Here is a 21,770-nt window from a genome sequence, read left to right as displayed (position 1 = left end):
CGCTTGAAAGCCCCGATGCGTCTGAGAGCTCTCTTGCTCATGGCCGCCGTCCTGCTGGGCGGCGCGGCTTTCGTCACGCCGGCCGCCGCGCAGATCGAGGTCGACATCAACGCCGGCGCGGTCAAGCCGCTGCCGATCGCGGTTCCCGCCTTCTCGGGGACGACGCGCGGGGCCGAGATCGCCCAGGTCATCACCGGCAATCTCGAGCGCTCGGGCCTGTTCCAGCCGTTGAACGTGTCGGGCGTGCCGGACAAGCTGCAGGACGTCAACGTCCAGCCGCGCTTCCCCGACTGGCAGGCGACGGGCGCCCAGGCCCTGATCAACGGCCAGGTCACGGTCGGCCCCGACGGCGGCCTGCGCGTCGACTTCCGCCTGTGGGACGTGTTCAGCCAGCAGCAGCTGCTGGGCCTGCAATTTTCCTCGACGCCCGACAACTGGCGGCGGGTGGCCCACAAGATCAGCGACGCCGTCTATGAGCGCCTGACCGGCGAGAAGGGCTATTTCGACACCCGCGTGGCCTTCGTCGCCGAGAGCGGCCCCAAGCTGGCCCGCGTCAAGCGCCTGGCGATCATGGACCAGGACGGCGCCAACCCGCAGTACCTGACCGACGGCTCGTACATCGTGATGACGCCGCGCTTCTCGTCGACCAGTCAGGAACTGACCTATATGGCCCTGCGGCCGACGGGGTCGTCGATCTACCTGCTGAACCTGGAGACCAGCCGGCAAGAAACGGTCGGCAAGTTCCCGGGCATGGTGTTCGCCCCGCGCTTCTCGCCGGATGGCAGCAAGGTGGCGTTCTCGGTCGAGAAGGCCGGCAACAGCGACATCTATCTGATGGACCTGCGCAGCCGCGCCACCACCCGCATCACCACCGACCCGGCCATCGACACCTCGCCGTCGTTCTCGCCGGACGGGACCAAGATCGCCTTCAACTCCGACCGCGGCGGCCAGGCCCAGCTCTATGTGATGAACACCGACGGCTCGGGCGTGCGCCGCATCTCGTACGGCGGCGGCCGCTACACGACCCCGGTCTGGAGCCCGCGCGGCGACTTCATCGCCTTCACCAAGCAGACCGGCGGCGAATTCCACATCGGCGTCATGCGTCCCGACGGCAGCGACGAGCGTCTGCTGACCACCAGCTATCTGGACGAGGGTCCGACCTGGGCGCCGAACGGCCGGGTTCTGATGTTCTTCCGCGAGGGCTCGGCCGGCAATCCCAAGCTGTGGACGGTGGACATCACCGGCCGGATCCTGCGGCCGGCGGCCTATGGCGGTTCGGGCTCCGACCCGGCCTGGTCGCCGCTGCTCGACTGATTGACACATCCTTCGGGCAACCTGCGCGAAGCACAGGCGTTAAGGCAGAGGTTTCGGCTGGGTCTATTCGCGCCGGAAGTGAATCATCATCGTCTGACGAGCTTCTGACATCATTGTGAGGCTTGGTCAGGCATTTCATGGGTCCATTGCAAGCGTTGCGCAGGTATGGATCAGGTCCAGAGTTCGTAGACTGAGGAGAAACTGGATGAGCTTCGACACCCAGCGCGCCATTAGACTGGCGCTCGTCGGCGTGGCTGCCGCCTCGCTCGCCGCCTGCGCTTCGCGTCCGAAGCCCCAGCCCGTTGCGCCGGCGCCGGAACCGACGCCGGCCGCGCCGAGCCAGCCCTACACCCCGCCGCCGGCCCCGCCGGTGTCGAGCGGCGTGCTGCCGGGTTCGGTTCAGGACTTCGTCGTCAATGTCGGAGACCGCGTCTATTTCGACACCGACGAATATTCGGTCCGCGCCGACGCCCAGCCGGTCCTGGCCGGCCAGGCTCAGTGGCTGAACCGCTATCCGCAGGTCCGCGTCCGCATCGAAGGCAACGCCGACGAACGCGGCACCCGCGAGTACAACCTGGCGCTCGGCGCCCGCCGCGCCAACGCCGTGCGTGATTTCCTGATCGGCCAAGGCGTCGCCGCCGCCCGCATCGAGACGATCTCGTTCGGCAAGGAACGTCCGATCGACGCGGGCACGAGCGAAGAGGCCTGGGCCAAGAACCGTAACGGCCACACGGCCATCACGGACGGCGCCCGCTAAGCCGCAAGTCCTGGGGCGGCTGCTCAACGAGTAGCCGCCCTAGTTTTGTCCGCGTCCTATCGTTAGATCACGGTCATGAAGCTGAAATCCGCTCTGCTCGCCGTCCTGTTCGCCTCGACCGCAGCCGTGGCCGTCGCCCAGACCCCGCTGCCCGCCGAGGATCCATTGGACGATCGCTCGGCCAAGCGCGTCGAGCGCATGGAGAAGGTGGTCCGCGAGCTGCGGTCGATCGTCTTCCAGGGCCGCGACACCGGTAAGCCCGTCGTTGTGCAGCCGGCCGAGACCGACGCCCAGATCGCCGCCCTGAACGAGCGGGTCGGCGACCTGGAACAGACCCTGACCAAGCTGAACGGCCAGAACGAGGCCGCCAATTTCGAGCTGACCAAGGCCAATCGCGCCGTCGCCGACCAGAAGGCGCGCGCCGACCTGCTGGAACAGCGCCTGGCCGCGCTGGAGAAGTCGATCGCCGACATGCAGACCGCTGCGGCCGAGGTGAGCGCCCAAGGAACCGGGGGAATGGCGCTCGCCGGCGGGACCCCGCCGCCGCCGGCGCCGCCCGCCGATCCGGCCGTGGCCTTCAAGCAGGCCAAGGATCTGCTGCTGGCCGGCGACTACGCCAACGCCGAGCAGGCCTTCGCGGCCTATGCGAACAATTATCCGGACAGCGCCAAGGCGCCGGAGGCCCGCTACTGGCAGGGCGAGACCCTGTTCGTGCGCGAGGCCTACACCGACGCGGCCGGCGCCTATATCGGCGCGATCCGCGGCTGGCCGCAGACCAGCTGGGCGCCGGACGCCACGCTGAAGCTGGCCCGTTCGATGGTGGCTCTGAAGAAGACCACCGAGGCCTGTCGCACGCTGGACGAGCTGACCAAGCGCTATCCGAAGGCTCCGGCCCAGGTCACCTCGCGCGCGGCCTCGACCCGCGTCGCGGCCAAGTGCGCGTAGGATTGGGTTTCCAGCCCTCCCATAACCGCCGTCATTCCCGCCCTTGTGGCGGGAACCCCTGGTTCAGCTGACACGTGAGACGCAAGCGGACTGCTCGGCAGTCCGCCCCTCCCGCACGTGCGGCGGATAGAGGGGTTCCCGCCACAAGGGCGGGAATGACGGGAGAATTGGGATTGTGGGATTGATGAGCATCCACGCCATCCTCGATCGTCGCCTGGACCGCGCCTCCACCGCGCCGCTGGCCGTCGGCTTCTCCGGCGGCGGCGATTCTCTCTTCCTGCTGAAGGCGGTCGTGGACTGGGCGGGCCAACGGCCCGTTCTGGCCCTGGTCGTCGATCACCAGCTTCAGCCCGACAGCGCGCGCTGGACCGCCGAGGCCGTCGCCAAGGCGCGGGCGCTGGGCGCGGCGGCGAAAGCGCTGGCGTGGACTGGCGACAAGCCTTCCACCGGTGTCCCCGCCGCCGCCCGTCGCGCGCGTCACGCTCTGCTGGCCGCCGCCGCCCGAGAGGCCGGGGCCAAGGTCCTGCTGCTGGGCCACACCGCCAGCGATCTGGCCGAGGGCGCGGCCATGCGGGCCGAGGGGTCGACGGTTTCCGACCCCCGCGAATGGGCGCCGTCGCCGGTCTGGCCTGAGGGGCGGGGCGTCTTCCTGCTGCGGCCGCTGCTGGGCCTGACCCGCGACGAGATCCGGCGGGCCTTGGCCGCCGAGGGCGAGACCTGGCTGGACGATCCCGCCAACGAGGATCTCCGCTACGCTCGGGCGCGGGCCAGGGCGTCGGGCGTCGACGAGGTTACGGCGGACGAGGCCGTTTCGCGCCGCCCACCGGCCTTCGAAGTCGACCGCGCCGGAACCATCCGCCTGTCGCGCGATGTCGCCGCCGCCCATCTGGCCGCCGCCCTGCTGTGCGCCGCCGGGACGGAGCGACCGCCCCGGGGCGAACGGCTGGCGCGGTTGGCGCAACGTCTGCGCTCCGGTGAAATCTTCACCGCTACCCTCTCCGGCGCGCGGATCGAGGCTGACACGGAGGTGATGGTCTGCCGCGACGCCGGCGAAATCGCGCGCGGCGGCCTTGGCCCGCAGGACCTTGCTCCGGGCCAGACCCGCGTCTGGGACGGTCGCTGGGAAATTGCCGCCGGCGCCGAGCCGCTGACCGTCAGCGCCTTGAAGGGCGAGGCCTCCCGTCTCTCGCCCAGCCAGCGCGCCGCCCTCTCCGCCCTCCCGGCGCCGGCCCGTCCCGGCCTGCCGTTGATCATGCGTCCCGGCGCGGTCCCGTATTGCCCCGCGCTTGACGGCCCGGACCTTGCAGCCGAAGGAAGTGCGCGCGCGCGTCCGCTCGTTCTGGATCGTTTCAAGGCCGCGATCGGTCTGATCGACCAAGAATCCGTGACCTGATGTCACGTCCATGGCGCAAGCGCGCGTGACCTCCTATCTTGGGAGGTCAAGAACCTATTCGTTGGGAAGACGAGGCGTATGAATTTCCGGAACCTGGCCATCTGGCTGGTGATCGTCGCGGTGCTGGCGGGCGTGTTCGTCGTCAGTCAGAACGCCCGCACCAAGGGCGGCGGCGAGATAAGCTATTCGCAGCTCCTCAAGGATGTTGACGCGGGCAAGATCAAGTCCGCCGAGATCGCGGGGCAGACCGTCATGGCCAAGGGCGCCGACGGCAAGGTGCTGACGGTCAACGCGCCGCTGAACTCCGACGAACTGGTCAACCGCATGGTGGCCAAGAACGCCGACGTGAAGTTCAAGAGCGGCTCGATCAGCTTCCTGGCCATCGTGGTCCAGCTGTTGCCGATCCTGCTGGTCGTGGGCGTCTGGCTGTTCTTCATGCGCCAGATGCAAGGCGGGGCGAAGGGCGCCATGGGCTTTGGCAAGTCCAAGGCCCGGCTGCTGACCGAGAACAAGAACCGCATCACCTTCGAGGACGTCGCCGGCGTCGACGAGGCCAAGGAAGAACTGCAGGAGGTCGTCGACTTCCTGAAGGATCCGGCCAAGTTCCAGCGCCTGGGCGGCAAGATCCCCAAGGGCGCCCTGCTGGTCGGCCCTCCCGGTACGGGTAAGACCCTGATCGCCCGCGCGGTCGCGGGGGAGGCGGGCGTGCCGTTCTTCACCATTTCCGGTTCGGACTTCGTTGAGATGTTCGTCGGCGTCGGCGCCAGCCGCGTGCGCGACATGTTCGAGCAGGCCAAGAAGAACGCGCCCTGCATCATCTTCATCGACGAAATCGACGCCGTCGGTCGCCACCGCGGCGCCGGCCTGGGCGGCGGCAACGACGAGCGCGAGCAGACCCTCAATCAGCTGCTGGTCGAGATGGACGGCTTCGAGGCCAATGAAGGCATCATCCTGATCGCCGCCACCAACCGTCCCGACGTGCTGGACCCCGCCCTGCTGCGTCCGGGCCGCTTCGACCGTCAGGTCGTGGTGCCGAACCCGGACGTCGCCGGCCGCGAGAAGATCATCCGCGTGCACATGAAGAACGTGCCGCTGGCCGCCGACGTCGACGTCAAGACCCTGGCGCGCGGCACCCCGGGCTTCTCGGGCGCCGATCTGGCCAACCTGGTCAACGAAGGCGCCCTGCTGGCCGCCCGCAAGAACCGCCGCATGGTCACCATGCATGACTTCGAAGCCGCCAAGGACAAGGTCATGATGGGCGCCGAGCGCCGCTCGATGGCCATGAGCGACGCCGAGAAGAAGCTGACCGCCTATCACGAGGGCGGCCACGCTCTGGTGGCCCTGCGCGTTCCCGTCGCCGATCCGGTCCACAAGGCCACGATCGTGCCGCGCGGCCGCGCCCTGGGCATGGTCATGCAGCTGCCCGAGGGCGACCGCTACTCGATGAGCTACGACATGATGACCTCGCGCCTGGCGATCATGATGGCCGGCCGCGTCGCCGAGGAGCTGATCTTCGGCAAGGAGAAGATCACCTCGGGCGCGTCCAGCGACATCAGCGCCGCCACCAGCCTGGCCCGCAACATGGTCACCCGCTGGGGCTTCTCGGACGAGCTGGGCACGGTGGCCTATGGCGACAACCAGGACGAGGTGTTCCTGGGCCATTCGGTCGCCCGCACCCAGAACGTCTCGCCCGAGACGATGGTCAAGATCGACAAGGAAGTCCGCCGCCTGGTCAAGAGCGGCGAAGACGACGCCCGCAAGATCCTGACCGAAGAGCTCGACAACCTGCACGTCGTGGCTAAGGCCCTGCTGGAGTTCGAAACCCTGAGCGGCGACGAGATCATCGGCGTCATGAAGGGCGAGACCCCCAAGCGCGACGAGGACGAGAGCAACAAGGAGACGGTCTCCGCGCCGTCCCTGGTGCCGCTGTCCCCGGGCGCGGGCACTAGCGTCACAGCCTAGGCGGACCGAACTCAGACGATCAAAGCCGGCTCGAAAGGGCCGGCTTTTTTCTTGGCCGCGCGAGGTCTAGAACCGCGCCATGATCCAGGCCCTGCGCCCCCGTGTGATGGGGATCGTCAACGTCACGCCCGACAGCTTCTCCGACGGCGGCAAGTATCTCGGCGCCGCCGACGGGATCGAGCACGCGCGCCGGCTGATCGCCCAGGGCGCCGACATCCTCGACATCGGCGGCGAGAGCACCCGGCCGGGCGCGGCCCCGGTCTCGGAGTTCGACGAGATCCTGCGCGTGGTCCCGATCATCGAGGCGATCCGCCGGGCCAGCGATATCCCGATCTCGATCGACACGATGAAGCCCGGCGTCGCGCGCGCGGCGGTCAGGGCCGGGGCGAACATCTGGAACGACGTGGCCGCTCTGCGTTTCTCGCCCGAGGCGCCCGAGGTCGCCGCCGAGCTGGGCTGCGAGGTGATCCTCATGCACATGCTGGGTCAGCCCGGAACCATGCAGGACGACCCGCGCTATGGCGACGTGGTCGCCGAGGTCGAGGCCTTCCTGCTGGCGCGGGCCTTCACGGCCATGGCCGCCGGCGTGGCCAAGGAGAAGATCTGGCTGGATCCGGGCATCGGCTTCGGCAAGACGGTGGCCCACAACCTCGCCTTGCTGAAGGCCCTGCCGCGCTTCGTGGCCCTGGGGTATCCGATCCTGCTGGGGGCCAGCCGCAAGCGTTTCATCGCCGGGCTCGACCCGTCGGCGGGCGAGGCCACGGATCGCCTGGGCGGCTCGCTGGCCGCGCACCTGGCCGGCGCCGCGGCCGGCGTGGCGGCGGTGCGGGTCCACGACGTGCGCGAGACGGTCCAGGCCCTGGACGTCCAGGCGGCGATCGCGGGGGCTTAGGCCTATCCCTTCTCCATCAACGGGGAAGGGAGTTTCCGGTGATCCGATTCCCGCCTAAACACCCTCCATGTCCCAAGTTCCCCTCACAGCGCCCCTGGGCCGGGTCCTCGTCATCGCCGGATCGGATTCCGGCGGCGGCGCGGGGATCCAGGCCGACATCAAGACCATCACCGCCCTGGGGGGCTACGCGGCCACCGCGATCACCGCCGTGACGGTGCAGAACACCCTGGGCGTCACCGGCGTCCATCCGATTCCGCTGGACGTGATCGCCGCCCAGGCCCGGGCGGTGCTGGACGACATCGGCGCCGACGCGATCAAGACCGGCATGCTGGGCGACGTCGGGGTGGTCGAGACCGTGGCCGCCGCGATCGATCACGCGGGCCAGATCCCGGTCATCGTCGACCCGGTGATGATCGCCAAGGGCGGCGCCGCCTTGCTGGCCGAGGCCGCGATCGGCGCGGTCAAGAGCCTGATGATCCCGCGCGCGGCCCTATTGACCCCTAACGCTCCCGAGGCCGCCGCCCTGACGGGCCTGACGGTCGAGACCACCGATGACCTGCGCCGGGCCGGCGAGGGCCTGCTGGCGATGGGCGCCAAGGCGGTGCTGATGAAGGGCGGTCATATCGACGGTGAGCGTGTCGTCGACGTGCTGATGACCGCCGACGGCGAAACCACCTTCGAGGGCGAGCGGATCGAGACCCGTCACACCCACGGCACCGGCTGCACCCTGGCCAGCGCCTGCGCTACGGGCCTGGCCCAGGGGCTTTCGCTGAACGAGGCGGTCGCCCGGGCCTGGAACTATGTCCACGAGGCCATGCTGCGCGCGCCCGGTTTCGGCGTCGGCCACGGCCCGCTGGACCACGGCTGGACGCTGCGCCGATGAGCCCCCCTCTCGAGGACCGCTTGCGGGAGATCGTCCGCGCCACGCCCACCACCTGGGAGGTGCTGCGCACCGTCCGGGAGCTCGATCTGCCCGACTGGATGATCTTCTCCGGCGCGATCTATCAGCCGGTCTGGAACGCCCTGACCGGCCGCGATCTCGCCTACGGCATCAAGGACTATGACGTCGCCTATCACGACGACAGCGACACCAGCTACGAGGCCGAGGACGTGGTCATCCAGCGCGTCGCCGCCGCTTTCGCGCCGCCGCTGCGTGACCTCGTGGAGGTGCGGAACCAGGCCCGCGTCCACCTGTGGTTCGAGAAGAAGTTCGGCGCCGACGAGCCCTACCCGCCGCTGGAGGACAGCGCCGCGGCCCTGAAGCGCTTCGTGGCCACCGCCTTCTGCGTCGGGGTGCGGCTCGAGGATGATGACACCCTGAGCGTCTGGGCGCCGTTCGGCCTGGAGGACCTCTTCGCCATGCGCCTGCGGCCCAATCCGCTCCGGGTGAAGGGCGCGGGCGGCTGGGAGCGCACGACGGGCTCGGCAAAGGCGCGCTGGCCCGAGATCACCGTCGAGGGGTGAGAAGCCGTCCTCGTCCTTCGACAGGCTCAGGATAAGGACGAATGTTGAGGCCGTGCAGTTGAAAACCTCATCCTGAGCTTGTCGAAGGACGAGGTTTTCAGCTCCGCGGCGATTGTCACGAGGACAATAAAGCCTTTGCCGACCGCGTTCCGCGCGCATAACAGCGATGTCCAGTTTGGGAGATCGCTATGCGCCAGTGGACCATCGACGCCTTCGCCAGCGGACCGTTCAGGGGCAACCCCGCCTGTGTGGTCGAGCCGCTGGACGCGTGGCCCTCCGCCGCCTGGATGCAGGCCCTGGCGGCCGAGAACAACCAGGCCGAGACGGCCTATCTGCTGAAGACCGCCGATCCGGCCCGCTATGGCCTGCGCTGGTTCACGCCGGCCCTGGAGGCCCCGCTGTGTGGCCACGCCACCCTGGCGGCGGCGCACGCCCTGTTCGAGGAACTGGGCGTCGACGTTCCGCTCCTGACCTTCGACACCCTGTCCGGGCCGCTGACGGTGAAGCGGGCAGATGAAGGGCTGGAGATGGACTTTCCCGCCGATCCGCCGCGCCGGACGGAGATCCCGGAGGGGCTGGCCGAGGCGTTGGGCGCGCAACCTGTCGAGGTCTGGGCCGGGGCCTATCTGATCGCGGTGATGGATAGCGAGGCGACGGTGCGCGGCCTGAAGCCCGACCTTGGCCTGGTCAAGAAAATCCAGGGCGAGGCGACCGGCGGCCCCGGCCAGGCCGTGGTCGTGGCGTCGGCCGATCCTGGCCAGTCCTACGCCGTGGTCAGCCGCTTCTTCGCGCCGGGCTTCGGCATCCCCGAGGACCCGACCACCGGCTCGGCCCACTGCATCCTGACGCCGCTGTACGAGGCGAAGCTTGGTGCGAGCCCGCTGAAGTTCCACCAGGCCTATCCGGGCCGGGGCGGGGACCTGGAATGCGAAAGCCGCGACGCGCGCGTTCTGTTGCGCGGCCGCGGCTTCACGGTCTTGGAGAGCCGGCTCCGGGTGGAGCCGGCTTAGGTCAGGCTGTTACCAGCGGCCCGGGCCGCGATGGTCACGATCGCCGTAGCCGTGGCCGTAGCCATAGCCGTAGTCGCGGTCGTGGCGCTCGTAGCGGATCTGGGCGCTGATGCGGTCGAAGCGGCGATCCAGGTCGGCGCGTTCCCAGCCGCTCAGGCCGCCGCGACGATACCGGTGCTCCAGGCGCTCGGTCTCGCGCAGTTCGGCGCGCAGGCGATAGGCCTCGCCGCGGGTCAGCGAGCCGTTGCGCACGCCGATGTCGATGCGGCGGTCGAGCATGGCCTGGCGGTCATTGATCGGCTGGGCCGAGGCGATGGCGGGAATGGCGGCGGCCGACAGGGCCGAGACCGCGGCGATCGAGATCAGGATCTTTTTCATTGGTTCGGTTCCTCTCTGAAACTTGTCCCGCCGCTCCGGGGGGAAGCGACGTTGAGCTAAGAGAAACACGCGCAGCCTGAAGCGGTTCTGAGCCGCCCGTTATGTTCTGTTCATCTGGTGTCGAGGGTTTGGCTTACGCCGCCTGGGCCGGGCGGGCGGCGGTCATGGCCGCTTCGATCGCGTCATAGAGCTTGGTGACCTCGATCGGCTTGGCCACGTGGCCGTCCATGCCGGCGGCCAGATAGTCCTCGACCTGGTGGGCCAGGGCGTTGGCGGTGACGGCGATGATCGGGGTGCGCGCGCGGCCCTGTTCGGCTTCCAGGGCGCGGATGACCCGGGCGGCCTCGACGCCGTCCATGACGGGCATGTGGATGTCCATCAGCACGATGTCGAACGTCCCGGCCCGCCAAGCCTCGATGCAGGCCCGGCCGTCGGCGACCGTGGTCACCTCGGCGTTGAGCGGAGCCAGGACGGCGGCGACGACCTTCTGGTTGGTCGGATTGTCGTCGGCGGCCAGCACGCGCAGGCGGGCGGTCTCGGCCGGCGCGGCTTGCGGCGCGGGGACGTGGTCGTCGTCGATATAGTGGACGTCGGTGATCGCCTCCTCGCGGGGCAGGGCGACCAGGACGGTGAAGGTCGAACCGCGACCCTCGCGGCTCTGGACCTTGATCGAGCCGTCCATCAGCACCGCCAGCTCGCGGCAGATGGCCAGGCCCAGGCCCGAGCCGCCGAAACGGCGCGTGGTCGAGCTGTCGGCCTGGACGAACTTGTCGAACAGGCGCGGCAGGATCTCGGGCGAGATGCCGATGCCGGTGTCGGCCACGTCGATGCGCAGGCCCGAGCCGTCCTCGGCCGAGGCGAACCTGACGGCCACCGCGCCTTCCAGGGTGAACTTCAGGGCGTTGGCGATCAGGTTGCCCAGGATCTGGCGCAGGCGGTCGGCGTCGCCGCGCCACAGGCCCTGCGCCTCGGGCGCGACGGCGACCTCGAAGGCCAGGCCCTTGTCGCGAGCCTGGGGCGCGTAGGTCTCGCGGATCGACTGGGCCAACTGGGCGATGTCGAACGGGCGGTCGGTGATCTCCAGACGCCCCGCCTCGATCTTGGAGAGGTCCAGCACGTCGTTCAGCACGCCCAGCAGCACCGCGCCTGATTCGCGGATCACCTTCAGGCGCTCGCGCTGGGTGTCGCTCATCTTGTCCATGGCCATCAGCTCGGCCATGGCCAGGACGCCGTTCAACGGCGTGCGGATCTCGTGGCTCATATTGGCCAGGAAGTGCGACTTCAGGACATTGGCGGCGTTGGCGTCGTCGCGCGCCCTGACCAGCTCGGCCATGGCGCCGCGCAGGTCGTGGTCGTTGGCCTCAAGGCGACAGACCAGGTGGTTGAAGCTGTCGGTCAGGCTCTGGAAGACATCGTCGTCGGCGGTCTGCTCGACGGCCTTGAAGCGGCCCCCGACGGCGGTCTCGTGCATGGCTTCCGACAGGCGCTCCATCGGCCGCGCCAGGCGGCGCGCCAGGCTGTTGGCCAGGAGAATCGCCAGGCCGGCCGCGCCGAAGAACAGGGCGCCGGTCAGGGCCAGGTCGCGGGCCAGGATCTGGCCCAGGCCCGGATGCTCGGCCAGCAGCACCAGCGTGCCGACATCCTGCGAGGCGAGCTTGATGGGGCGGGTCAAGGTGTCGGTGTCGGCCGGATTGGCCGCGCCCAGTTGGGCGACGACGCGCCCCTTGGTGTCGGTGATGCGCACGCCCGCCACGCTGGGGGCCTTGGCGACGGCTTCCAGGGCGCGATAGACGCCGACCATGTTGTGATCGGCCAGCGGCGCGGCGGCGCCGGCGGCGGCCATCTCGGCCAGAATCTCGTGATTGGCGCGCGCTTCCTGCCGCGCGACGCTCCATTGCTGCAGCATGAAGCACAGGCATGCGGCCACCAGCGCCAGCACGGTCGTGGCCAAAGCCACGCCAGCGATGCGCGCCTGCAGCGGTGCGTGTGTATACCCGCTATGATTGCGGATGCTGCTCATCCCACGTCCAGGTATTCATCAATGTTGCGACAGTGTGCCGCAAGGTTCCTAACGGTTCGCTTCCAAGGCGAGCGAGGGCGGGGGTTAGTAGCGCGACAAAACAACGCTAAGGCGCATTTTCATGATTGCTTTTGCTTTAACATTCTATTTACCTTTCTTCTTAGTGTTTCGTTAAGGAGGCGGGTGTGGAAAAGGTTTTTGTAGCGCAGCGTGTGGCTACCAAGCTGTATGCGACCGAAGCCGCGGTGGACGCGGCCACGGTGGAAGTCATGGAAATGATGGCCGAACTGATGCAGGCCCGTAAGGACCTGGGCCTGTCGGCGACGGTCGGGAACGGCGCCAGCGCCAAGTTCGCGGAAGCCGTCCAGGCTCTGGCGATCGCGCGCACGGCGATCGTCGAAGCGCACAGCCAGCTGGACGAGACGCGCCTGCGCGTCGGCATCCGGACGCGGATGGGCGGCTTCATCAAGGAGGATCAACTCCCCCAGCAGATCGGTCTTCGCGAGGCTGTCTAAGTCTCGCCAAAAAGCACATTGCAATAGTTTAATACCTTTGGGTCTCTAATTCACGTTAGAGACCCAAAACATGCTTGCGCACCTGCAACCATTAGTCCTGTTCGGCTGGCTGCTTCTTGCGGTCACGTGCTTCGCCTCGTGGCGATGGGGCGGTCGACCGGAGCGCAGTGGCGCGACGCTGGTGCTGGCGATCACCGTCGGCTTCGCCCTGGCGGGCTACCTGCTCGACAAGGAAGTGACGCGGGCCGTCTACCTGCTTTTGGATGGGATTCTGGCGCTAGGCCTGCTGCTGCTGGCTCTGCGCCACGCGACTCGCTGGCTGGGCGTGGCGGTGCTGCTGCAAGGTGTGCAGTTCAGTCTTCACGCCTACTACTTGGTCGCCGCGCGGCGTTATGACAGCCTCTACGCCCTGGTGAACAACCTGGTCAGCCTGGGCGTGCTGTTCTGCCTTCTGGCCGGCTCGATCCTGGCCTGGCGTTGGCGCAAGGCCTCGAGCGTCGCCGCAAAATAATTGCCACGGCCGGACGAAACGTCGCTCGCCTCGCAAAAATCGTCCTTGCAATCTCGCCCGAAACGCGGTTCTTCGCCGGCGGGCCACATCCCCCCAACGGGATGCAGTCCATCTGTAAGGATGGGAGACATCGATATGACGACCCTCGCCAAGCCGGCGATCCGCCCGGCTCGCCCCGAGTTCTCTTCCGGCCCCTGCGCCAAGCGCCCCGGCTGGACCCCCGAAAATCTCAGAAACGCGGTCCTGGGCCGTTCGCACCGCTCGAAGCTGGGCAAGGCGCGCCTGAAGGCCGCCATCGACCAGACGCGCGACGTGCTGGAGGTTCCGGCCGACTTCCTGATCGGCATCGTCGCCGGTTCGGACACCGGCGCCGTCGAGATGGCCATGTGGTCGATGCTCGGCGCCCGTCCCGTGCAATTGCTGGCCTTCGAGTCCTTCGGCAAGGACTGGGTCACGGACGTCACCAAGCAACTCAAGCTGCCCGACGTCGAGGTGCTGAGCGCCCCGTACGGCCAGCTGCCCGACACCACCAAGGTCGATCCGGCCAAGGACCTGGTCTTCACCTGGAACGGCACGACCTCGGGCGTGCGCGTGCCCAACGCCGACTTTATCTCGGCAGACCGCGAGGGGATCGTGATCTGCGACGCCACCTCGGCGGCGTTCGCCCAGGAGCTGGACTGGGCCAAGCTCGATGTCGTGACCTTCTCCTGGCAGAAGGCGCTGGGCGGCGAGGGCGCGCACGGGATCCTGATCCTGTCGCCGCGCGCCGTGGCCCGCCTGGAAAGCTACACGCCGGCCTGGCCGATGCCGAAGCTGTTCCGCATGACCAAGAACGGCAAGATCGCCGCCGACATCTTCGAGGGCGCGACGATCAACACGCCGTCGATGCTCTGCGTGGAAGACGCCCTGGACGCCCTGAAGTGGGCCGCCTCGATCGGCGGTCTGGAAGCCATGCAGGGCCGCGCCGACCAGAACCTGGCCGTGCTGGCCGAGTGGGTCGCCAAGACCGACTGGGTCGATTTCCTGGCCGCCACGCCGGAGATTCGCTCTAACACCTCGGTGTGCCTGAAGGTGGTCGATCCCCAGATCGCCGCCCTGCCCGAAGACGCCCAGGCCGACTTCGCCAAGAAGCTGGCCAGCCTGCTCGAGAAGGAGGGCGCGGCCCTCGACATCGGCGGCTATCGCGACGCTCCGGCCGGGCTGCGCATCTGGTGCGGCGCCACGGTGGAGGCTTCCGACCTGGAAGCTCTGACGCCCTGGCTCGACTGGGCCTTCGCCACCGTCTCGGCCGAACTGGCCGCCGCTTAAGACAACGCTTGCCCCCACCTGGCCGCTGCGCGGCCGTCCGCCCCCGGAAGGGGGCGGAATAGGATCCTTCCTCCCCCTATGGGGGAGGGGGACCGCCGAACGGCGGTGGAGGGGGCTTTCGCAAACATTCTCCGCAAGGAAATCCTCCATGACCGCTCCCCGCGTTCTCATCGCTGACAAGCTCAGCCCCGCCGCCGTCGACATCTTCAAGAACCGCGGCGTCGACTTCGACATCAAGGTCGGCCTGTCGAAAGACGAACTGATCGCCGTGATCGGCGACTATGACGGCGTCGCCATCCGCTCGGGCGCCAAGCTCGACAAGGACGTCATCGCCGCCGCCCACAAGCTGCGCGTCATCGCCCGCGCCGGCATCGGCGTCGACAATGTCGACATCCCGGCCGCCACGGCCAAGGGCATTGTCGTGATGAACACGCCCTTCGGCAACTCGATCACCACGGCCGAACACGCCATCGCCATGATGTTCGCCCTGGCCCGCCAGATCCCCGCCGCCGACGTCTCGACCCAGGCCGGCAAGTGGGAGAAGAACCGCTTCATGGGCGTGGAACTGTACGCCAAGACCCTGGGCCTGATCGGCGCCGGCAACATCGGCTCGATCGTCGCCGACCGCGCCTTGGGCCTGAAGATGAAAGTCGTGGCCTACGACCCCTTCCTGAGCCCCGAGCGCGCCGTCGAGATGGGCGTCGAGAAGGTCGAGCTGGAAGACCTGCTGGCCCGCGCCGACGTCATCACCCTGCACACCCCGCTGACCGACAAGACCCGCAACATCCTGTCGGCCGAGAACCTGGCCAAGACCAAGAAGGGCGTGCTGATCGTCAACTGCGCCCGCGGCGGCCTGGTCGATGAGGTCGCCCTGCGCGCCCTGCTCGACAGCGGCCATGTCGGCGGCGCCGGCTTCGACGTCTTCGTCACCGAGCCGGCCAAGGAAAACCCGCTGTTCGGCTCGGACAAGGTCGTGGCCACCCCGCACCTGGGCGCCAGCACCTCGGAAGCCCAGGAGAACGTGGCCCTGCAGGTCGCCGAGCAGGTCAGCGACTACCTGCTGACCGGCGCGGTCACCAACGCTCTCAACAGCCCCTCGATCACGGCCGAGGAAGCCCCCAAGCTGAAGCCGTTCGTGGCCCTGGCCGAGAAGATCGGCGCCCTGGCCGGCCAGATGGTCGATTTCGGCATCACCGCGATCGACATCGCCTTCGAGGGCGAGGTCAGCAACCTCAACGTCAAGCCGATGACCTCGGCGGCCCTGGCCGGCGTGCTGAAGCCGATGCTGGCCGAGATCAACATGGTCTCCGCCCCGGCCATCGCCAAGGAACGCGGCATCACCGTCTCGGAGAGCCGCCAGGAAGTCAGCCCCACCTATGACAGCCTGATGCGTGTGACCATCACCACCGAGAAGGGCAAGCGCAGCTTCGCCGGCACGGTGATCGCCGGCGCCCCGCGCGTCGTCGAGGTCAAGGGCATGGAGCTGGACGCGGCCTTCTCGCCGGCCATGCTCTACATCAACAACCTCGACAAGCCGGGCTTCATCGGCGCGCTGGGCATGCTGCTGGGCGAGGCGGGCGTCAACATCGCCACCTTCAACCTGGGCCGCCTCTCGGCCGACGCCGACGCCATCGCCCTCGTGGGCGTCGACCAGGCTCCGGCCGCCGAACTGCTGGCCAAGATCCAGGCCCTGCCGCACGTGAAGGAAGCGCGCGCGCTGACGTTCTAGGCGCTTCGACCTGCCTGTCCCGGATGACCGATCCGGGACAGGACCGGGGCGTCTGGGATGGCCAAGGTTGGCTTTCGCATTGCATCGCCTGGATGACGCCCCTTTTTCGTTCGATAGGCCGCTCATGTTGTTTCGCAGTCGCAAGATCAACGTCCTGGCCTTCACGATCTTCGTCGCGGCGGCGGCCTTCGCCCTGTGGCGGGCCCTGCTGCCCGACGACGGCGGCATGGGTCTGATCCCCTGGGACAAGGCCAAGCACTTCATCGTCTTCTATGTCCTGACCGCCCTGGCGATCACCGCCTTGCCCGCCAGCCGCTTCTGGCGCATCGGCCTGGTGCTGTTGGCCTTTGGCGGCATGATCGAGGTGCTGCAGGCGTTCGTCGGGCGCGACGCGGCTTGGGGCGACGTGCTGGCCGACGCCTGCGGGATTGGCGCGCTGTTCGGACCGATCATCCTGCGTGACCTGACCGCCAGACCGTCGCCCACCCCGGCCCAAGCCGCCAAGCTCGAAGTCCAGACGCCCTAGACGCCGAGAGTTCTTGGCCTATCGTCAGACGCCGATTCCGGCGCCGTCATCGCGGCGCGACGGCGTCTCGGGGCCCGAATGCGAAAATCAAACCTCCGCCCGACGGCCTTCGTGCTGGTGTCGACCAACCACGGCTCCCTGTTGGTCAATCGTCACGACTACAGGATCGTCCAGAACGGCGCTTACGGCGTGGGCTACCAACTGTTGGAGACCTCGTCGTTCGACCAGGACGAGGTGGACGCCGCCGTCAGGCTGCTGGAAATGCGTCGCGCCCATTTCGGCGACGGCGTGGTGGCCATCGACTGCGGCGCCAATATCGGCGTCCACACCGTCGAGTGGGCCCAGTTGATGACCGGCTGGGGCAAGGTCATCGCCTTCGAGGCGCAGGAGCGGATCTTCTACGCCCTGGCCGGCAACATCACGCTGAACAATTGCTTCAACGCCCGGGCGATCTGGGCGGCGGTCGGCGCCGAGCGCGGGGTGATCGACGTCCCGGTCCCCGACTACTTCAAGCCCGCCAGCTTTGGCAGTCTCGAGATCCGCCAGACCGAGCGCACCGAATTCATCGGCCAGGAGATCGACTATTCCGCGGAGAACGCCCAGAGCACCCAGATGATGGCGATCGACGATCTGGCTCTCACGCGGCTGGACTTCGTCAAGATCGACATCGAGGGCATGGAGATGGAGGCCCTGCGGGGCGCTCGGCGCACCATCGCGACCTGCAAGCCGATGATGATGATCGAGCGGATCAAGTCCGACGAGTCCGAGCTGCGCGAGTTCCTGATCGGCCTGGGCTACGGCGTCTACTACATGGGCATCAACATCCTGGCCGTTCACCAGGACGATCCGATGTCGGAACAGATCAAGGGGATGGCGGGCGGCTGAGCCCGAGCGGGTTAACCGCCGACACTTAACCCGCCCTAGGAAAAGGTCAGGTGCTCGGCGCGGAAATAGAACAGCCAGTCCAGCCTCAGGATATTCTGGATGCGGAAGCTGGGCGGCTCATAGCGCGACACCACGCTGAGGGGTTTGTCGCGGATCTTCAGGATCTCGACCAGCAGCACCAGCGACGTGTCGATGGTGGCGATGCGCGCCGCCCGCTCGATCACCGTGCTCCAGTCGAACAGGCTGTAGCCCTCGATCGGGCGGAGGCGGACTTCCTTTTCGGGCGCCTTGTGGGTGAACTGGATCTGGCTGTTGCTGCCATGCTCGTTCAGCAGCGCATAGGGCTCGCCATCGTCCAGGCCCAGAAGCTTGAACAGCGCCTCTTCCTTGGCCAGGTCGCGGCGCAGCTCCACATGGTCGGCCCAGTCGGCCATATCCATTCCGGCCACCTGATACTTCAGGTCCATCGTCTGCTCGGGGGCGTAGCGCCAGCTGAAGAACAGCGACAGGAACGTATAGTTCGGCCCTTCGATCGGGCTGAGGGCGATCTTGTCGCTCAGGAACAGCAGCTCGTCGCGGAAGTCGAAGGCCTCGGTGTCGAGGATCGGCGTCTCGATGTTCGCGGGCATGACCAGGGCGTCATAGACCCAGCTGTGCTTCTGCAGGACCGGCATGATCACGCGGCGCCCGGTCGCGGCGTAGGTCTTGGCGATCTTCTGGACGAAGAGCAGATCCCCGACCATGCCGGGCTGAAAGATGAGTACCGGCTTCATGCCGCTCCGCCGAATCGTGAGAGCCCGCAGTCTTGCATAACTTGACCGCCCTGAAGACTTGGTCGCCTCGCGCCGACGTTCGGACCTTCGTCGCGCGCGAACCTAGAAACTGTCCACGCGCACGCTCCACGGCTTGGACACCCCCGCCGCCGCGTCCATGCCGCCGATCACCCAGCGCCGGGTGTCGGCCGGGTCGATGACCGCGTCGATCTCCAGGGCGGCGGCCATGCTGGTCGCCTTGCCGGCCGCGTAGAGCCGCGCCACGAGCTGGTCGTAGAGCGCCTTCTGCTTCACGGGATCGGTCTCGGCTTCCAGCTCCTTGCGGTAGCCCAGCTTGACCGCGCCCTCCAGGCCCATGCCGCCGAACTCGCCGGTCGGCCAGGCGGCGATGAAGGTCGGCGAATGAAAGCTGCCGCCCGCCATGGCCTGGGCCCCGAGGCCGTAGCCCTTGCGGGTCACCACGGTGAAGAGCGGGCTGCGCAACTTGGCGCCGGCGATGAACTGGCGGCTGACCCGGCGCACGGCGGCGGCGTCCTCGCTGTCAGGACCGACCATGAAGCCGGGCGTGTCGCACAGGCTCAGGACCGGCAGGGCGAAGGCGTCGCAGAGCTGCAGGAACCGCGCGGCCTTCTCGGCCCCCTCGCAGTCGATGGCCCCGCCCAGATGGCGCGGGTCATTGGCGAGCAGGCCCATCGGCCGGCCCTCGATGCGGATCAGGCCGGTGACCATGCCCGTCGCGAACCCGCCGCGCAGCTCCAGGAACGAACCCTCGTCGACCAGGCCATGGATCAGCGCCCGCACGTCATAGACCCGCAGCCGGTTCTGCGGGATCGCGCCCCGCAGCCGCCGCTGATCCGGCGCGGTCCAGCTCGGCAGCGCGCCTTGGAAATAGGACAGCGCCTGCTTGGCCAGCCGGGTGGCGTGGGCCTCGTCGTCGGCCAGGATGTCGATGACGCCATTCTTCCATTGGCGCGCCGACGGCCCGATCTGCTCGGGCCGGAAGACACCCAGCCCGCCGCCCTCGATCATCGCCGGCCCGCCCATGCCGAGGTTACTGTCGCGGGTGGCGATGATGATCTCCGACAGCCCCGCGATGGCGGCGTTGCCGGCGAAGCAGCGGCCGGCGACGATGGCGATCTTGGGAACCAGGCCCGATAGCTGGGCGAAGCTTCTGAACGTCGGCACGTCCAGTCCGGCCACCGCCGTGGTGTCCGTGTCGCCCGGCCGCCCGCCGCCGCCCTCGGCGAACCACACGACCGGCAGCTTCTGGTCGGCGATGATCGCCATCAGCCGGTCGGACTTCCTGTGGTTCATCGCGCCTTGCGTGCCGGCCAGCACCGTGAAGTCGTAGGCCAGCGCCGCCGTCCGCGCCTTGTCAGGCGGGAAGAGGCCGCCATTGACGGTCCCGACGCCGGTGATCAGCCCGTCGGCGGGCGTGTTGGCGATCAGGTCCTCGGTCGAGCGCCGCCGCTTCTGCGCCGCGATGGCCAGGGCGCCGTATTCCAGGAAACTGCCCGGATCGACCAGGTCGTCGATGTTCTCCCGCGCCGTGCGGTGGCCGGTCTTGCGGCGCTTGGCGACGGCGTCGGGGCGGGCTTCGTCCAGGGTGTGGCGGTGGCGGGCGATGACCTCGGCCAGGTCGGGGCGGATCGCGTCGAGGTCCTCGGCGACGGCTTCGACGGCCTGGTCGCCCGCGACCTCCATCGGCTCCAGGAACACCAGCGGCTGGCCTTCGGCGACGGTGGCGCCGGGCTGGACGGTGATCTTCAGCACCCGCCCGCCGGTGGCGGCGTGAACGAGATGCTCCATCTTCATCGCCTCCAGCACGGCCAGGGCCTGGCCGGGGCGGACGAGGTCGCCCTCGGCCACCGCGATCGAACCGACCGTGGCCGCGAGCGGCGCGGCGACGGTGAGGGCGCCGTCCAGGGTCTCGAAGGACCGCGCGGCGCTTTCCTCCGGCAAGTCGGCGACCAGCGCCGCGGCGTGGTCCTCGATGAACCGCGTGGTCGGCCTATCCGGCGCGACCGCCAGGATCGCCCGCACCAGCGGCGCGGTGGTCGAGACGCCCGTGATCTGGAACTCCGCCAGCGCCCGGTCCAGCCGCGCCGAGGCCTCGGCATGGGTCCGCCCGCGCGCGATCACCTTGGCCAGCAGGCTGTCATAGGCTCCGCCGACCGCCGTCCCGGCCGCGACCCCGGCGTCGACCCGCACGCCCGGACCGCCCGGCGGGCTCCAGGCGTCGATCACACCGCTGGACGGCTTCACCAGGCCGTCGGCGGTCAGGGTCTCGGCGTTGATCCGCGCCTGGATCGCGACCCCGAAGGCCGGCGGAACCTCCAGGTCCAGGGGCTTTCCCGCCGCCAGGTCGAATTGCAGCCGCACCAGGTCCAGGCCCGTGACCTCCTCGGTCACCGTATGCTCGACCTGCAGGCGCGGATTGACCTCGAGGAAGAAGGCCTCGCCCCCCACGGAAGGATCGGCGTCGGCGTCGATCAGGAACTCCACTGTCGCCAGGCCGCGATAGCCGGCGCACAGGGTTTCGGCGTGCTTCCACAGAGCGGCCCGCAGCGGAGCGGGAAGGGCGGCCGGGGCGATCTCGACCAGCTTCTGGTTCCGCCGCTGGAGGGAGCAGTCGCGGTCGCCGATCGCCAGCACGCGCCGCCCATCGCCGACGATCTGCACCTCGACGTGGCGCGCCCGCTCGATCCGCTTCTCGGCATAGAGCCCATCGTCCCCGAAGGCCGCGAGGGCTTCCCGCGCGCAGGCGGCGAAGGCGGCGTCCAGCTCGCCGGGGTCCAGCACCGCCCGCATGCCGCGCCCGCCGCCGCCGGCCCGCGCCTTCAGCATGATCGCGCCGTGCTCGGCCTGGAACGCCCGCGCGCCGTCCGGTGAGATCGCCCCCGTCCCCGGGATCAGCGGCACGTTCCGCTCGGCCGCCAGCGCCCGCGCGGCGGCCTTGTCGCCGAAGGTCTCCAGGTGCTCGGGCGAGGGGCCGACGAAGATGATGCCCGCCTCGGCGCACGCCCGCGCCAGGCCCGCGTTTTCCGACAGGAAGCCATAGCCGGGATGCAGGGCGTCGCAGCCCTGCGCCTTGGCCGCCGCCACGATCGCGGCGATGTCGAGATAGGCCCGCGCGCCCGTACCGGGCAGGGCGACCGCCTGGTCGGCGGCGCCGACATGGGGCGAGCCCGCGTCATCGGTCGCGTAGACCGCTACGCTCGTAAGCCCGGCCTCCGCCGCCGCGCGGGCGATGCGGACGGCGATCTCGCCACGGTTGGCGATCAGGACACGGGCCAAAGGGGCGCGGGTGAGGGACATGGGACGCTCCGACGGGCTTCATACGGCCGTTTGAGACACTTTGGCCGGTCCCGCCCGACTCTCCAAGGCT

At 68.6% G+C, this 21,770-nt stretch carries 18 protein-coding genes and 1 pseudogene; 15 read left to right on the top strand and 4 right to left on the bottom strand.

The features are described 5' to 3' along the window. Window positions 1-15 precede the first annotated feature (15 nt). The 9 genes from tolB (at window position 16) to AC1RNC_RS13085 (ending at window position 9,737) form a co-directional block, all read left to right on the top strand. Complete coding sequence (gene tolB / locus AC1RNC_RS13125) at window positions 16-1,314, top strand: Tol-Pal system beta propeller repeat protein TolB (RefSeq protein ID WP_492887218.1); 1,299 nt, start codon at window positions 16-18, stop codon at window positions 1,312-1,314. Window positions 1,315-1,504: 190 nt separating this feature from the next. Continuing rightward, window positions 1,505-2,071 (top strand): peptidoglycan-associated lipoprotein Pal, encoded by a 567-nt coding sequence (gene pal, locus AC1RNC_RS13120; protein WP_492887217.1) that lies wholly within the window; start codon window positions 1,505-1,507, stop codon window positions 2,069-2,071. Window positions 2,072-2,146: 75 nt separating this feature from the next. Next, window positions 2,147-3,016, top strand: coding sequence for a tol-pal system protein YbgF (gene ybgF, locus AC1RNC_RS13115; RefSeq protein ID WP_492886848.1), 870 nt, complete (start codon window positions 2,147-2,149; stop codon window positions 3,014-3,016). A 175-nt stretch (window positions 3,017-3,191) separates the two neighbouring features. Next, window positions 3,192-4,409, top strand: a complete 1,218-nt coding sequence (gene tilS, locus AC1RNC_RS13110) for a tRNA lysidine(34) synthetase TilS (RefSeq protein ID WP_492886846.1) — start codon at window positions 3,192-3,194, stop codon at window positions 4,407-4,409. 78 nt (window positions 4,410-4,487) lie between these two features. Next, the gene (gene ftsH, locus AC1RNC_RS13105; protein ID WP_492886844.1) at window positions 4,488-6,371 is read left to right on the top strand and encodes an ATP-dependent zinc metalloprotease FtsH; all 1,884 of its coding nucleotides are present in this window, start codon (window positions 4,488-4,490) and stop codon (window positions 6,369-6,371) included. 79 nt (window positions 6,372-6,450) lie between these two features. Then, window positions 6,451-7,263, top strand: a complete 813-nt coding sequence (gene folP, locus AC1RNC_RS13100) for a dihydropteroate synthase (RefSeq protein ID WP_492886842.1) — start codon at window positions 6,451-6,453, stop codon at window positions 7,261-7,263. A 67-nt stretch (window positions 7,264-7,330) separates the two neighbouring features. Next, on the top strand, window positions 7,331-8,146 hold the full coding sequence (gene thiD, locus AC1RNC_RS13095) for a bifunctional hydroxymethylpyrimidine kinase/phosphomethylpyrimidine kinase (protein WP_492886840.1): 816 nt from the start codon (window positions 7,331-7,333) through the stop codon (window positions 8,144-8,146). Further along, window positions 8,143-8,727, top strand: a complete 585-nt coding sequence (locus tag AC1RNC_RS13090; RefSeq protein WP_492886838.1) for a nucleotidyltransferase family protein — start codon at window positions 8,143-8,145, stop codon at window positions 8,725-8,727. Before thiD ends, AC1RNC_RS13090 begins: the two co-directional genes overlap by 4 nt. Window positions 8,728-8,915: 188 nt before the next feature. Next, complete coding sequence (locus AC1RNC_RS13085) at window positions 8,916-9,737, top strand: PhzF family phenazine biosynthesis protein (RefSeq protein WP_492886836.1); 822 nt, start codon at window positions 8,916-8,918, stop codon at window positions 9,735-9,737. Window positions 9,738-9,746: 9 nt separating this feature from the next. On the opposite strand, the gene AC1RNC_RS13080 is transcribed toward AC1RNC_RS13085, so the two are convergent. After that, window positions 9,747-10,115 carry a hypothetical protein gene (locus AC1RNC_RS13080; RefSeq protein ID WP_492886834.1) on the bottom strand — a complete coding sequence of 123 codons (369 nt, stop codon included), beginning with the start codon at window positions 10,113-10,115 and terminating at the stop codon, window positions 9,747-9,749. 133 nt (window positions 10,116-10,248) lie between these two features. Then, a pseudogene (locus AC1RNC_RS13075) lies at window positions 10,249-12,154 on the bottom strand (ATP-binding protein). A gap of 166 nt (window positions 12,155-12,320) precedes the next feature. Between AC1RNC_RS13075 and AC1RNC_RS13070 the strand changes: the two are divergent. The 6 genes from AC1RNC_RS13070 to AC1RNC_RS13045 all read left to right on the top strand — a co-directional run bounded on the left by AC1RNC_RS13070 (window position 12,321) and on the right by AC1RNC_RS13045 (window position 17,609). Continuing rightward, window positions 12,321-12,650 (top strand): hypothetical protein, encoded by a 330-nt coding sequence (locus AC1RNC_RS13070; RefSeq protein WP_492886832.1) that lies wholly within the window; start codon window positions 12,321-12,323, stop codon window positions 12,648-12,650. A gap of 70 nt (window positions 12,651-12,720) precedes the next feature. Next, window positions 12,721-13,161, top strand: a complete 441-nt coding sequence (locus AC1RNC_RS13065; protein WP_492886830.1) for a hypothetical protein — start codon at window positions 12,721-12,723, stop codon at window positions 13,159-13,161. Between the two features lie 135 nt (window positions 13,162-13,296). Then, entirely contained in the window at window positions 13,297-14,469 is a 1,173-nt protein-coding gene (locus tag AC1RNC_RS13060; RefSeq protein WP_492886828.1) for a phosphoserine transaminase, read from the top strand. Between the two features lie 148 nt (window positions 14,470-14,617). Then, entirely contained in the window at window positions 14,618-16,198 is a 1,581-nt protein-coding gene (serA, locus tag AC1RNC_RS13055) for a phosphoglycerate dehydrogenase (RefSeq protein WP_125159106.1), read from the top strand. A gap of 124 nt (window positions 16,199-16,322) precedes the next feature. Beyond that, the gene (locus AC1RNC_RS13050; protein ID WP_492886825.1) at window positions 16,323-16,724 is read left to right on the top strand and encodes a VanZ family protein; all 402 of its coding nucleotides are present in this window, start codon (window positions 16,323-16,325) and stop codon (window positions 16,722-16,724) included. Window positions 16,725-16,802: 78 nt separating this feature from the next. Beyond that, window positions 16,803-17,609 carry an FkbM family methyltransferase gene (locus tag AC1RNC_RS13045; protein ID WP_125159105.1) on the top strand — a complete coding sequence of 269 codons (807 nt, stop codon included), beginning with the start codon at window positions 16,803-16,805 and terminating at the stop codon, window positions 17,607-17,609. 35 nt (window positions 17,610-17,644) lie between these two features. Here the strand turns inward: AC1RNC_RS13045 and AC1RNC_RS13040 are convergent, their stop codons facing one another. Both AC1RNC_RS13040 and AC1RNC_RS13035 read right to left on the bottom strand, forming a co-directional pair. After that, window positions 17,645-18,382 carry a hypothetical protein gene (locus AC1RNC_RS13040; protein WP_125159104.1) on the bottom strand — a complete coding sequence of 246 codons (738 nt, stop codon included), beginning with the start codon at window positions 18,380-18,382 and terminating at the stop codon, window positions 17,645-17,647. Window positions 18,383-18,484: 102 nt separating this feature from the next. Further along, window positions 18,485-21,700 carry an acetyl-CoA carboxylase family protein gene (locus AC1RNC_RS13035; RefSeq protein WP_492886822.1) on the bottom strand — a complete coding sequence of 1,072 codons (3,216 nt, stop codon included), beginning with the start codon at window positions 21,698-21,700 and terminating at the stop codon, window positions 18,485-18,487. Window positions 21,701-21,770: the final 70 nt, after the last annotated feature.

The sequence above is a fragment of the Caulobacter sp. GW822-FHT01G02 genome, from assembly GCF_058802865.1.
Note: the sequence above shows the minus strand (reverse complement) of the source record. Positions and strands in the feature narration are given on the sequence as shown.

Bases quoted from the DNA above. Each gene is read 5' to 3' on its own strand.
- AC1RNC_RS13060 (WP_492886828.1), top strand. From the start codon at position 13,297: ATGACGACCCTCGCCAAGCCGGCGATCCGCCCGGCTCGCCCCGAGTTC.
- AC1RNC_RS13045 (WP_125159105.1), top strand. From the start codon at position 16,803: ATGCGAAAATCAAACCTCCGCCCGACGGCCTTCGTGCTGGTGTCGACC.
- folP (WP_492886842.1), top strand. From the start codon at position 6,451: ATGATCCAGGCCCTGCGCCCCCGTGTGATGGGGATCGTCAACGTCACG.
- AC1RNC_RS13090 (WP_492886838.1), top strand. From the start codon at position 8,143: ATGAGCCCCCCTCTCGAGGACCGCTTGCGGGAGATCGTCCGCGCCACG.
- AC1RNC_RS13065 (WP_492886830.1), top strand. From the start codon at position 12,721: ATGCTTGCGCACCTGCAACCATTAGTCCTGTTCGGCTGGCTGCTTCTT.
- tolB (WP_492887218.1), top strand. From the start codon at position 16: ATGCGTCTGAGAGCTCTCTTGCTCATGGCCGCCGTCCTGCTGGGCGGC.
- AC1RNC_RS13085 (WP_492886836.1), top strand. From the start codon at position 8,916: ATGCGCCAGTGGACCATCGACGCCTTCGCCAGCGGACCGTTCAGGGGC.
- AC1RNC_RS13050 (WP_492886825.1), top strand. From the start codon at position 16,323: ATGTTGTTTCGCAGTCGCAAGATCAACGTCCTGGCCTTCACGATCTTC.
- serA (WP_125159106.1), top strand. From the start codon at position 14,618: ATGACCGCTCCCCGCGTTCTCATCGCTGACAAGCTCAGCCCCGCCGCC.
- AC1RNC_RS13040 (WP_125159104.1), bottom strand. From the start codon at position 18,382: ATGAAGCCGGTACTCATCTTTCAGCCCGGCATGGTCGGGGATCTGCTC.
- ftsH (WP_492886844.1), top strand. From the start codon at position 4,488: ATGAATTTCCGGAACCTGGCCATCTGGCTGGTGATCGTCGCGGTGCTG.
- AC1RNC_RS13035 (WP_492886822.1), bottom strand. From the start codon at position 21,700: ATGTCCCTCACCCGCGCCCCTTTGGCCCGTGTCCTGATCGCCAACCGT.
- thiD (WP_492886840.1), top strand. From the start codon at position 7,331: ATGTCCCAAGTTCCCCTCACAGCGCCCCTGGGCCGGGTCCTCGTCATC.
- AC1RNC_RS13080 (WP_492886834.1), bottom strand. From the start codon at position 10,115: ATGAAAAAGATCCTGATCTCGATCGCCGCGGTCTCGGCCCTGTCGGCC.
- ybgF (WP_492886848.1), top strand. From the start codon at position 2,147: ATGAAGCTGAAATCCGCTCTGCTCGCCGTCCTGTTCGCCTCGACCGCA.